The following is an 11,217-nucleotide window of genomic DNA, read 5'->3' on the forward strand; positions in this document are numbered from 1 at the left end:
TTGGCTAACCTCTACTTCTGTCTTCGGGGTTCGGGACTTGCACCCTATAGTTCATGCGCATGCTGGGCGCACATAAATAGCTGTTTGAAAGTGATTATCTTTCAAACAGCTTTTCTATTAACTCCATTGGTCTAACATCGTGTTTTGTTAGCTCATTTTCGGCGAGCCAAACGGGTTCAAATGTGCCGCTGTACAGCTTTGGCTGACTATATTCTGGACCTGTGCCCGTGCCGATTTTGCCCCCAATGATCTTGGCACGATAATATACTTGTTGTCCATTGAATGAAAGCTCAAAAAATAGTTCTTCCAGTTCAACAATGACACCAATTTCCTCTAATGCTTCACGAATTGCGGCTTGCTCAAATGTTTCGCCCCGCTCTACTTGCCCTCCTGGAAAAACAAAATAGGTTTGTCCCTCTTTCACACGTTTAATCAGTAATATTTTATCATTTTCTTCTATAATAACGGCACTGCGAATTCGCATCCCCTCACCTCTCCCTGTACTTCTTAGTATATTTGTCCATTCTTACTATTTCAACGACTGATTATGCTAAAATATAGCTACAGAAGGAAGTGATTGAATGCAATATTTGTTTGTTGGGCTTGCAGGGGCACTTGGCGCTTCTTTGCGCTATGCACTGGGCTTTCTTTATATTGGGATGTTTCCTATGATTACCTTACTTATTAATTTAATTGGTTCATTATTGCTTGGCTGGCTGACAAGCTTTTTGCCGCGTGTTCCGAAAGTGAGTGCGAATTTGGCAACTGCAATGACGACAGGCTTTCTTGGTGCCTTTACGACCTTTTCAACCTTTAGTGTGGACAATGTGACGTTATGGCGTGATGGGCATATGCTGGTGGCTGCTAGCTATATCATGGTTAGCTTAGTTGGGGGCTTTATATGTGCATTCGTTGGCTTACGTCTCGGTGCGAAGGGGGCGAGCGTATGATATTCGTTGCCATCGGGGGCTTTTTTGGGGCAATTTGTCGCTTCGCCATTAGCAATTGGGTGAAGGCCCATGTGAACACAGCCTTACCATTAGCTACATTTGGCATTAATTTACTTGGCTCATTTTTATTAGGCATTTGTGTCGGTGTGGGACCTAGCTCCTCCATACAATTGCTGGCAGGCACAGGGTTTTTAGGTGCCTTTACGACCTTCTCCACCTTTTCTGTTGAGAGTGTGAGGCTTTATGATAGCCGCGGATTACTGGCGGCAGCTAGCTATTTATGCATAAGCTGCTTGTGCGGAGGAATACTGGCATATGCAGGCTGGTGGCTAGCGGAGCTACTTTTTTAGCCCCGCTCTAGCTTTTTCGTAAAACAGATAATGCGGTTCGCCTCAGTAAAGCCTAATCGCAAATGCATGTTGAGGCTATCTTCATTCGTTAGCTCGCAATCGCTGGCGAATTCTGTACAGCCTTGCTGACGTGCCCATTCCTCACATGCAGTCACAAGCTTTTTCGCAATTCCTTGTAGACGCACTTGGGGCTCTACATATAAACCTTCCAAATAACCGACAGGGCTCGTTTCCGTCCCCTCTACATAATCATAGCGCAATTGGCATTGAGCGAAGCCGATTGCTTGCTCAGCACTGTAGGCAAGCACAATAAAGACATCCTGTTGCTGTAAAAGCTGCTCCATTTCCCCTTGTAAATCGCTATTTGGCCAAAGCTTTTGAGCTAATGCTGCAGCCTGTGGCGCTTCTTCTAGCATCGCTTGTTTAAGCATTGTTACTCACTCTCCGTCACTTTGATTTTCAATAATAGGACGTTCGTGTCATCATGAAGGAGCTGTTGCACCTCTTCCTCATTCGACAAATCATAGCCACTTCGCATCGCATTCTTTAATGAATGGCGGAACGTGCCGATTATGTACTCTGTATTTAACTGCAATGTTTGCTTTTCTTGAAAAGCATATTCCCATGTATACATGCCTGTATCGAGGTTCAAATTTTCTATCGCTTGTGGCTTTGCTTTGACACTTGGTGCGTAAAGAAATAAAGAAAACGCTTCGCCATCCATTAAACCAGCCCCTATATGCCCTTCTTCAAAATCTGATGGGCTCATTCCATATTGTAGGCTCGCCTCAAAATTCTCATCCCTTTGACCATCGCTATATTTCTCCACCCAGAGCTGAACTGTTCGTTGATTTGCTTGCGGTAAGGTAAAATTGAAATCCCATATATAGCCTAGATGTAGCTCTTGAAATGTGCGTCTATACTCTGAGTCTTCAAGCGGCTTAATGGTAATCTCTTCATTCGTAGTAGCTGTACAGGCTGTCAGTATTGCTACTACAGCAATAATTAAAAATAGCCATTTTTTCATTTCTCAACATCTCCCTTTTCCTAATCATACAAAAACTGAGCACAAATTGCATGCTCAGTTTCAAAAATCTACTATTTTTTAAAATCATTTACCGTTTGCGCAATATTGTTGCTTTGGCAAATCGCTGAAATAACAGCGACGCCATCTGCGCCTGCTGCCAGCACCTGTGCTGTACGCTCTGGTGTAATGCCGCCAATTGCAACAATCGGAAAATCAGGATAGCTTGCACGTGCCTTTTGTAAAAACGTCACACCTGCTGGCTCATTGGCATCCGCCTTTGAATTGGTCGCAAAAATAGGTCCGATGCCAACATAGTCTGCACCACCCGCAACGGCGGCCTGCATTTCCCCATCGTTATGAACAGAGACACCGATAATTTTATCCGCAAATTGTGAGCGAATTTTAGCGAGCTCACTATCATCCTGCCCTACATGCACACCATCTGCATCAATAGCTAAGGCAAGTGCCACATCATCATTGATGATAAAAGGAACTCCGTACGTGCGACAAAGCTGTTGGCAGCGTTTAGCAAAGTTTAACAACGCCTCACCTTGTAGCGCCCCCTCACCTTTTTCACGCAATTGGAAAATAGTCACACCTGCCTGTAACGCTTCCTCTAAAATAACGAGTGGGTCGCGCTGACAGTTGGCAGTTCCCATAATAAAATAAATAGCTAATGACTCGCGTTTCAATGTAGCTTCACCTGTCCCTTCATTTGCGCCTTACGGTAGGCAAAATGATTTGTCGGTCCATGCCCATTGCCAATATTTAATGGATGCGCAATCGCTGCCTGAATGAAATGCTTCGCCTCAATAATGGCGTCACGTAGCGCATAGCCCTTTCCTAAAAAGGCTGTTAAAGCAGCTGAGAAGGTACAGCCTGTGCCATGCGTATGCTTCGTATCGATGCGTTCACTGCTCATTGCGAAGAAGGAGCCATCTGCAAAAAATACCATATCGACCGCTTCCTCGCCTTCTAAGTGTCCGCCCTTCATCACAACACATTGCACGCCAAGTGCTAATATTTTTTTCGCAGCCGCTTCAATGTCTTGCACGCTTTCAATTTGAATGCCTGTAATTTCCTCTGCCTCTGGAATATTCGGCGTTAACACTGTTGCGATTGGCAGTAGCTTTGTTTTTAATGCCTGCACCGCCTCTTGCTGCAATAAGCTCGCACCACCCTTGGCAATCATTACAGGGTCAACTACAAGCTGTACGCTATGCTGCTGTAGCTCCATTGCCACAGCCTCAATAATATCTGCTGAAAAAAGCATGCCTGTTTTCACAGCCTTCACTTGTAAATCCTCAAATACCGTCTTGATTTGTGCCACCGTAAATTCAGGCGAGACAGCTAAAATATCCGAGACACCGAGCGTGTTTTGAGCCGTTAAGGCCGTAATAGCTGATGTGCCATAAACCCCTAGCTCCTGAAATGTTTTTAAATCCGCTTGGATACCAGCTCCGCCACCGCTATCCGAGCCTGCAATTGTCATTACAATGTCCATTCTCATCAACCTTTCGAATACTTTTCTAAGCCATTCAATATTTCTATTTGGAACGAGCCAATATACGCTGTGTTGCGCTCCGCATCCTCTGCAATTTGCTTATATGTTTGTAAAAGCTCCGCTAAATTTGCGACAGGCTCACCTTCCACTGTCAACGCAGCAGTACAAAGTGCACTTAATAGACAGCCTGAGCCTGTCACCAATGTCATACGCTCATGTCCACCTGCTACTTTTTTCACAATTGTTCCATCTGTGACAATATCGACCGCACCAGTTACAACTACAATTGTATCATATTTTTTTGCCACTTCCTGTGCAACTGCGATTGTATCAATATTACCTTGTCCACTATCGACGCCTTTTGCTCGCCATTCCACACCTGCGATTGTAGCAAGTTCGCCCTCATTGCAACGAATTAATGTAAACTTCACTTGCTGTAGCAATTGCTGAATCACTTCTTGACGGTAGCTCGTTGCGCCAACACCAACTGGATCTAACACAGCTGGCACCCCTTGCTTGTTCGCCGCTTTTCCGGCTGCTAGCATTGCAGGCACCTTCGATTGATTTAATGTACCAATATTGATGAGTAGCCCACTTGCAATCGATGTCATTTGTTCAACTTCGCTTACTTCATCAGCCATCACAGGAGATGCCCCGATAGCTAGTAGTCCATTTGCCGTGAAATTTGCGACAACATAGTTGGTAATGCAATGAATTAACGGTTGCTGCTGTCTAATTTTATAGATGGTCATAATTATGTAGCCTCTTTCTTTCAATTTTCGACAAAAAAAGCCCTCTAAAAAATAGAGAGCCTCACATACAAGGTTTGGTTGCTCCCTACGCCAGTGTTAACTGAACAGGTTCAAAGGGTCAGGTTTTAACCTTCTCAACGCTGAACGCGTCCCCCTGCAAATCGTCGTTATTTCTTATCGTAGCACTATTTATCATATTTTCCAATACATTCGAATCTTTTTTCTCCTACATTCGTTATAGTAATAAAAGAGGTGATGTTATGAAAAAATGGATTTCAATTGTTACTGCCGTTGCGGTTGTATGCGGTGTAGGCTATTATTTCTTAGGCAAGGAAATAAACAAAGGCACCTCACCACAAGCAGATGGCACAAATGACTATATGGTTATTTTAGGCGCAAAAGTTCGACATACTGGGGAACCGTCTCTCTCCTTGCAAACAAGGCTTGAAACAGCCGCAGTTTATTTGCAGGACTATCCACACGTCAAAGCGATTGTGTCAGGTGGGCAAGGGCACGATGAGCCTGCAAGCGAGGCGTCCATTATGGCGGCTTACTTAATGAATAAAGGCATCGCAGCAGATCGCATTATACTAGAGGAAGCGTCTACTTCTACATATGAAAATTTACTGTTTTCAAAGGAGCTATTACCAGAGGATATTTCTAAAATCACAATTGTCTCCAACGATTTTCACCTGCAGCGAGCAAAATTTTTAGCGGAGAAGGTAGGGCTAGAGGCAGATGTGCTTGCAGCAGAAACACCATCATCTGTAGAGAAGCGAGCCAACAGACGCGAGCGGCTTGCCCTGCTGAAGGCGTATTTGTTTGGGAAATAAATAAGCGGCTAAGAAATCCTCCCTTAGCCGCCTTATATGCTATTTCACCCAAGCAACAAAATTGTCGATTACTTGGTCTAAAAATTTAACTGTTGCTTCGTCTGTTAAGTTGCCTGCCTCGTCAAATTTCGTGTGTGCCGCACCGATATATACTTCGTTGCCTTGTAAAACTGGCGAACCAAGACCTTGTGCGAATAAAATATCGCGCAAATGCATTTGTGCTTTAACCGTTCCTAAATTGCCCATTGATGCACCCATCACGATAGAAGGCTTGCCAATCATCACTTTATCAACGCGTGATAACCAGTCGATTACATTGCCTAACACACCTGGAATGGATGCATTATATTCAGGTGTTACCCAAAGTACCGCATCTGCTGCCTTCACTTTTGCCTTAAAATCAATCACTGACTGCGGCGGATTATTTTCCTCGTCTTGGTTATACATCGGAATATCATGTAATGATAAAATCTCGACCGTTACTTTTTCTGCATAACGTTTTTGAATAAATTCAGCTAACATCATATTGTATGATGCTTTACGTAAACTACCTACGATTGCTACAACGTTCATACTGTTGCCTCCATCCAATTGCTTTCTTCGTCAAATATGCCCGAAAATTATCTACTTCAAACATATTCTTAATATAGCTTACTCGACAAACAAGATGTCTGACAATTTTTTTGCTCATGCTACTAACCTCCTTCATGATCCGCACTCACCTTCTTCTCTTCCAAAGTTATCTTGCTGTGCATTAGAGAAGAAAAAATACTAGATAAGTGTAGCTAAAAGAATTTTTTAAATGGTGCGAATGTGAAGCAAACTTGATTTACTAGAGAGATTCGCACCATTTATGCAGATGATTTTCCATTGAATTGGAGAATAAAGTAGGTTAATATACACATATAAGTCACTTGATTTTCTCTGCTAGCTCTAAAATAATGCCCTCTGGACCACGAACGTAGCATAGCTTATAGCTTTCTTCGTACTGCTGTATTTCACTAAAGATTTCCGTACCCTTCAGTTTAAGCTTTGCTATAATTGCTTCGATATCTTCAACAGCAAAGCAAATATGTCGAATACCTAGTGTATTGGCAGAAGATTGCTGAATGCCTTGTTCGTCTGATGGTGAATGAAATTTAACTAGCTCTATCCATACTTGACCATCTGGCATCCCTAGCCCTACACATGCGGTTTTCACGTTAGGAAGTCCCACGATTGTGTCTAATTGTTCGCCTTGTAATTCCCATTCTGCTTTTACTTCAAGCCCTAAATCAACAAAAAAGGCTTTCGCCTCAGAAAGATTATGGACGTTTATGCTTACATGATCTATTCTGTTAATTTTCATATTCCATGCCTCCTATTGTGTCATTCCTAATTCGCTGAAAACTAGAAAATATCCTTCTAACAGAAAAATGCTAGACGAAAAGCCTAACATTTTCACAATCATTAAATTACGCCGTCACATCACGCTTCATAAACGACCAGTAGCTCGCCACAATGAAAAGTATTGCGTAGGCCGCTAATACTGCAAGTGAAAATGACATCGTCACACCTGGCAGTACATGCTGGCCGCCCTGTGCATATTGCGTTAAGCCTGTATGCGCAAGCCATATATATTTCGTAAACCAATATTGGCTAAGCAGCATGACGACCATGCTACCTGTAAATGATAAAAACATCGTTAACCCAATCGCCAATGCACTTGAACGGAACACTGAGCCAATTAAAAAGGCAAAAAGAATCGACATCGCAAAATCTCCTAATGATAATGCTGCGAATTCTATTAAATTCCCCCATACATCAGCTTCTTGCACCTGCCCATTGACAACCTCTAACACCGTTCCATTACTACTTGAGAATAAAATAAGTCCAACGATTCCTGCTAACACAAAATTCACAGCGAGCATAAAAAAGCCGTAGAGGAATGTCGTAACAAGCTTCGATGTTAAAATTTTCGCGCGCGAAGCAGGACGTGTTAGCAGCATTTTAATTGTGCCTGTTGAAAATTCACTCGATACAATGCTTGCTCCAACAATGACTGCAAACAGTGTCACAAACATTATAAGCTGTGCACTGAAATCTAGAAAGCTCACAGCAGTCATACCATTTGGTGGAGCAATATCATGTACTAATCGGTGTTCAGCTATCATCACTTGCTCCTGTGAATATGCATCCTCTTCCTTAGAAAGCTGTTCGATTTTTTCTTTTTCCACAACATGCCAATCGCGCGGATCGGTTTCTTCATAATATTTATTCAGCCCTCCAACACCAACGATCGCTACAACTAAAATACCTAGCATCACCCATGTTGCTTTTTGATGCCATAATTTCATCCATTCATTTTGTATGAGCTTCAGCAATTTGCCCGCCTCCTGTCATTTCTAGGAATTGTTCTTCCAATGTTTTTTGCTGTGGCTGTACCGCAAAAATTTGAACTTCTTGCGCCACAAGTGCGGTAACAAGCTGCGGCACTTGCTCTTTTGTTATATGCAGCTCCAAGCCTTTTTCTTTCGCACTGTAGTCGATAGCTAATGCTTTTGCTACCTCCTGTACTTTCGTTAAAGGCTCAGCTTCCACATAATAAACTGTTTGTGCTTCATTTTGTACCTCACGTATGTCGATGAGCTGTCCATTTTGAATAATGGCGATGCGGTCACACATTAGCTCCATTTCTGACAGTAAGTGACTCGATACGAACACCGACACACCTTCCTCTGCGGCAATTTTACGTAAATATGTGCGGAATTCGCGAATCCCAGCAGGGTCTAAGCCATTCGTTGGTTCATCCAAAATTAAAAATTTCGGGCGATGTAAAAGTGCCTGTGCTAGCCCTAAACGCTGGCGCATGCCTAGCGAATACGTCGATACCTTTTCATGAATGCGATTTTCCAGCCCGACCTGCTGCACAACCTCATGAATACGTGCTTTGTCAACATTTTGATGCATGCGTGCAAAATGCAGTAAATTTTTATAGCCTGACATATATTTATACATTTCAGGATTTTCTACGATAACGCCTACTTTACTGATTGCTTCCTCATAATGCTCTTTTAAAGACTGCCCTTCAATTAAAATTTCGCCTTCTGTTGGGTGCATTAACCCGGTCATCATGCGGATTGTTGTCGTTTTACCCGCACCATTTGGTCCTAAAAAGCCTGTAATTTGCCCTGGATATAAGTCTAATTGAAGATTATCAATTAGCTTTTTCCCGCGAATCACTTTCGTCAAATTGCGTAGCTGTACAATTGGCTGTTGTGCCATGTTATTTCATCCTCTCTTTCATCCACTCGACTGCATTTTGGTTGTGCTCATCTCGTATCATTTCAAGCTGCCCTTGTGCTGCGATATGCCCATCGCGCAGCAGTAATACCTCATCTAAAATTGGCTCGACCTCATACAATTCATGTGTTGATAATAAAATGGTTTGCGTTTCCATGTCCGTAAATTGAATTAGCCCTTTCAGCAATGACTCTTTCACGAGTGGGTCTAAGCCTGCAAATGGTTCATCCATAACATAGAGGGGTACTTCACGCCCTAATGTTGCCGCCATCTTCACACGCCCACGTTGTCCCTTCGATAGCTGACGCAATTTTCGTCCACGTTCAATTTCTAAAAACTCGCCAATGATATTCGCCTTGTCATAGGAAAAATCCGCAAACTGCGTTTCATAAAAACGGAATAACTGCTCTGCTGTATAAAAATCATAAAATAAATCGGTATCAGGTAAAAAGGCAATCTGGCTCGCACTTCTCCTTGTTACAGGTGCCCCGTTAAGCAAAATCTGCCCTTCTGTCGGTTGTAAAATACCTGTTATTAATTGCAATAACGTCGATTTCCCGCTGCCATTTTCCCCGACAAGTCCAATCATTTGCCCTTGAGCAATATCCAGTGAAAGCTGCTGTAAAACGGGCTTACGCACATAGGAAAACGTCACATTTTGTAGCTGTAGCATCAGGCTTTCCCCCTTTGCTGTAACACTTGAATCATTTCCTCTTGCGAAAAGCCGAGCGCCTCAATTGATGACAAAAAATGATCTGCAAGCTGTGCCTTCATCTCATCGCGTAGCTGATGAATGCGTGCTTCATCCATCGTAATAAATGTCCCTTGCCCTCTTTTCGTTTCCGTTAATTGCATCAGCTCCAGCTCCTTATAGACACGTTGTACCGTATTGACATTCACACCACTCTCGACAGCGTACTCCCGCACGGAAGGTAACTTATCACCTAAACGCAAATGCCCCTTAATAATCTCTCCACAAATTCGATCCACCAGCTGACTATAAATCGGTTTATCGCGTGTAAAATCTGTCATGATCGCGATACCACCTTTTCTAGCCATTTGGCACTAACAAGAAAGCACGCTACCAATAGACAAGCATAAAACAGCTCCTGCACGATATACATTGACCCGATCAATATAAACATCGAATCATCTGTCGGCTGCAAATATCGCTCTAACGGCTCTAATGAAACATAGCCATGATGGAAAAGTGCCTGAAACAAGGCGCTCTCCTCAAACTTCGCCATGATAAAAAGCATCAATGCCACTAGTGGAACGGTCACAGCAATAGCAAATCTCCCGATATAACACTGCATCTGCAAATATAAGCTATAAAATATTTGAATAAAAACTAACAGAAAGATTTGCCAACCCAATACAATTACGCTCATCGCTATACTTGCTACAACAACCTGCGCCATTGACCAGCCAAAATACGTAGAAACGAGGCTCAATCCAATCAACAAAACGGTCAACGTAAAGACAGCAGACACACACCAATTAAACAGCATTTTAGCGCCAACAAGCTGATAAATCGATTGTGGTGAATGTAACCACATCTCCTTGCGCCTTACATCGGCCTTCAAGCTCATCATCAACTGCATCACTACACCCATTGTTGCTAACACAAGCCCTAATAACATAAGGGAAAAAACTACCTGCTCAGGTGGTATCGTCATCTCCATGTTTTTATCAATCAAATAGGGTACAACAAACATCAATAACAGACTTAGCACAAACATCACAAAAATCTGCACCCGATAAACAGTCCATTCTTTCTGCATCAAAGCGAAAAAACTTTTCATTCCATCACCTCGCGTTCTAGTGTAATAGTTAAATAGTACACAGAGATTATAAAAAATGCAACCTTTATTTGGTTAATCATTAAAATTAATGATGTGCAGGCTTGACTATTTGAGCGATTTTCTAACTATTTGATCACTTTTCCCCCTTATTCGATCACTTTTCTCTTTTATTTGATCACTTTCCCCTCTTATTTTTCTCCGACATGTAAAAAACAAGGTAAATGCGCTCTTATGATGAGTGCTTTGCCTTCACGCTCTAAGGCGGCGATATAGCCTGCACTCTAATGTTTTAGATTGACATCGGTGAATGAGCTGCTACCTTCCGGCGTTAGAGCAATAACACTTTGCCCAGTTGTGCGCATGTCATCTTTTCGTTCGGCTGGAATGTACCATGCACTCCGTCAATAATACCTGCTTGCTGTAAAATTTTGATTGCTTCGTAATAACGATGACTCTTTTGTATCATCTATTTCTCGTACAGGCTCTTGTTAGCAACACTGCGACATGTGTTTCATTTGGTCGGAATGTGCGATCCTCATAGCCTTGAATAATGCCTCGGCTGCAAGCATTTCTTTCGCCCAATGGTTTTCGTATCCTTGAGTTAGTTTTTGAAAAAGCAAAAAGAGTAACAGGTACATTTAATATGGTACCTGTGGAGTGGACACTTGAAAAAGAGTGTGCACTTCACAGGTATTTTTTATATACTTGATTCTC

Annotated in this window: 18 protein-coding genes and 1 riboswitch; of the genes, 3 read left to right on the plus strand and 15 right to left on the minus strand. The window is 42.6% G+C overall.

The window, feature by feature from the left end; translation table 11 throughout:
• Positions 1 to 94 precede the first annotated feature (94 nt).
• Positions 95 to 484: an NUDIX domain-containing protein gene (locus M3Z76_RS19200; protein ID WP_293929786.1), complete on the minus strand. Its 390-nt coding sequence runs from the start codon at positions 482 to 484 to the stop codon at positions 95 to 97.
• A 97-nt stretch (positions 485 to 581) separates the two neighbouring features.
• Here M3Z76_RS19200 and M3Z76_RS19205 point away from each other — a divergent pair, with 97 nt between their 5' ends.
• Positions 582 to 950, plus strand: a complete 369-nt coding sequence (locus M3Z76_RS19205; RefSeq protein WP_293929787.1) for a fluoride efflux transporter FluC — start codon at positions 582 to 584, stop codon at positions 948 to 950.
• The gene (gene crcB, locus M3Z76_RS19210; protein WP_293929788.1) at positions 947 to 1,300 is read left to right on the plus strand and encodes a fluoride efflux transporter CrcB; all 354 of its coding nucleotides are present in this window, start codon (positions 947 to 949) and stop codon (positions 1,298 to 1,300) included. Before M3Z76_RS19205 ends, crcB begins: the two co-directional genes overlap by 4 nt.
• Here crcB and aac(6') read toward each other — a convergent pair.
• The 5 genes from aac(6') to thiM form a co-directional block, all read right to left on the minus strand.
• Positions 1,297 to 1,731, minus strand: a complete 435-nt coding sequence (aac(6'), locus tag M3Z76_RS19215; protein ID WP_293929789.1) for an aminoglycoside 6'-N-acetyltransferase — start codon at positions 1,729 to 1,731, stop codon at positions 1,297 to 1,299. The genes crcB and aac(6') overlap by 4 nt on opposite strands.
• Before the next feature lie 2 nt (positions 1,732 to 1,733).
• Positions 1,734 to 2,327, minus strand: a complete 594-nt coding sequence (locus M3Z76_RS19220; RefSeq protein WP_293929790.1) for a hypothetical protein — start codon at positions 2,325 to 2,327, stop codon at positions 1,734 to 1,736.
• A 71-nt stretch (positions 2,328 to 2,398) separates the two neighbouring features.
• Positions 2,399 to 3,019 carry a thiamine phosphate synthase gene (gene thiE / locus M3Z76_RS19225; protein WP_293929791.1) on the minus strand — a complete coding sequence of 207 codons (621 nt, stop codon included), beginning with the start codon at positions 3,017 to 3,019 and terminating at the stop codon, positions 2,399 to 2,401.
• Positions 3,016 to 3,831 carry a bifunctional hydroxymethylpyrimidine kinase/phosphomethylpyrimidine kinase gene (gene thiD / locus M3Z76_RS19230; RefSeq protein WP_293929792.1) on the minus strand — a complete coding sequence of 272 codons (816 nt, stop codon included), beginning with the start codon at positions 3,829 to 3,831 and terminating at the stop codon, positions 3,016 to 3,018. Before thiD ends, thiE begins: the two co-directional genes overlap by 4 nt.
• A gap of 5 nt (positions 3,832 to 3,836) precedes the next feature.
• Positions 3,837 to 4,583 (minus strand): hydroxyethylthiazole kinase, encoded by a 747-nt coding sequence (gene thiM / locus M3Z76_RS19235; RefSeq protein WP_293929793.1) that lies wholly within the window; start codon positions 4,581 to 4,583, stop codon positions 3,837 to 3,839.
• Positions 4,584 to 4,648: 65 nt separating this feature from the next.
• A riboswitch (TPP riboswitch) is annotated at positions 4,649 to 4,749 on the minus strand.
• Positions 4,750 to 4,843: 94 nt separating this feature from the next.
• On the opposite strand from thiM, the gene M3Z76_RS19240 reads away from it, so the two are divergent.
• Positions 4,844 to 5,416 carry a YdcF family protein gene (locus tag M3Z76_RS19240; RefSeq protein WP_293929794.1) on the plus strand — a complete coding sequence of 191 codons (573 nt, stop codon included), beginning with the start codon at positions 4,844 to 4,846 and terminating at the stop codon, positions 5,414 to 5,416.
• A 39-nt stretch (positions 5,417 to 5,455) separates the two neighbouring features.
• Here the strand turns inward: M3Z76_RS19240 and M3Z76_RS19245 are convergent, their stop codons facing one another.
• From M3Z76_RS19245 to M3Z76_RS19805, 9 genes are all read right to left on the minus strand, one after another.
• Entirely contained in the window at positions 5,456 to 5,989 is a 534-nt protein-coding gene (locus M3Z76_RS19245; protein ID WP_293929795.1) for an NADPH-dependent FMN reductase, read from the minus strand.
• Between the two features lie 337 nt (positions 5,990 to 6,326).
• The gene (locus M3Z76_RS19250; RefSeq protein WP_293929796.1) at positions 6,327 to 6,764 is read right to left on the minus strand and encodes a VOC family protein; all 438 of its coding nucleotides are present in this window, start codon (positions 6,762 to 6,764) and stop codon (positions 6,327 to 6,329) included.
• 106 nt (positions 6,765 to 6,870) lie between these two features.
• The gene (locus M3Z76_RS19255; protein WP_293929797.1) at positions 6,871 to 7,779 is read right to left on the minus strand and encodes an ABC transporter permease; all 909 of its coding nucleotides are present in this window, start codon (positions 7,777 to 7,779) and stop codon (positions 6,871 to 6,873) included.
• Positions 7,757 to 8,680: an ABC transporter ATP-binding protein gene (locus M3Z76_RS19260; protein WP_293929798.1), complete on the minus strand. Its 924-nt coding sequence runs from the start codon at positions 8,678 to 8,680 to the stop codon at positions 7,757 to 7,759. The genes M3Z76_RS19255 and M3Z76_RS19260 overlap by 23 nt, the downstream gene beginning before the upstream one ends.
• Position 8,681: 1 nt before the next feature.
• On the minus strand, positions 8,682 to 9,371 hold the full coding sequence (locus tag M3Z76_RS19265; RefSeq protein WP_293929799.1) for an ATP-binding cassette domain-containing protein: 690 nt from the start codon (positions 9,369 to 9,371) through the stop codon (positions 8,682 to 8,684).
• Positions 9,371 to 9,733 carry a GntR family transcriptional regulator gene (locus tag M3Z76_RS19270; RefSeq protein ID WP_293929802.1) on the minus strand — a complete coding sequence of 121 codons (363 nt, stop codon included), beginning with the start codon at positions 9,731 to 9,733 and terminating at the stop codon, positions 9,371 to 9,373. The genes M3Z76_RS19265 and M3Z76_RS19270 overlap by 1 nt, the downstream gene beginning before the upstream one ends.
• Complete coding sequence (locus tag M3Z76_RS19275) at positions 9,727 to 10,503, minus strand: hypothetical protein (RefSeq protein WP_293929800.1); 777 nt, start codon at positions 10,501 to 10,503, stop codon at positions 9,727 to 9,729. The genes M3Z76_RS19270 and M3Z76_RS19275 overlap by 7 nt, the downstream gene beginning before the upstream one ends.
• A 328-nt stretch (positions 10,504 to 10,831) precedes the next feature.
• Positions 10,832 to 10,969 carry an S-layer homology domain-containing protein gene (locus M3Z76_RS19280; protein WP_293929801.1) on the minus strand — a complete coding sequence of 46 codons (138 nt, stop codon included), beginning with the start codon at positions 10,967 to 10,969 and terminating at the stop codon, positions 10,832 to 10,834.
• Positions 10,966 to 11,085, minus strand: coding sequence for an S-layer homology domain-containing protein (locus tag M3Z76_RS19805; RefSeq protein WP_363319913.1), 120 nt, complete (start codon positions 11,083 to 11,085; stop codon positions 10,966 to 10,968). Before M3Z76_RS19805 ends, M3Z76_RS19280 begins: the two co-directional genes overlap by 4 nt.
• Positions 11,086 to 11,217 lie beyond the last annotated feature (132 nt).

This window comes from Metasolibacillus sp. (genome assembly GCF_025291715.1).
Taxonomy (GTDB): domain Bacteria; phylum Bacillota; class Bacilli; order Bacillales_A; family Planococcaceae; genus Metasolibacillus; species Metasolibacillus louembei.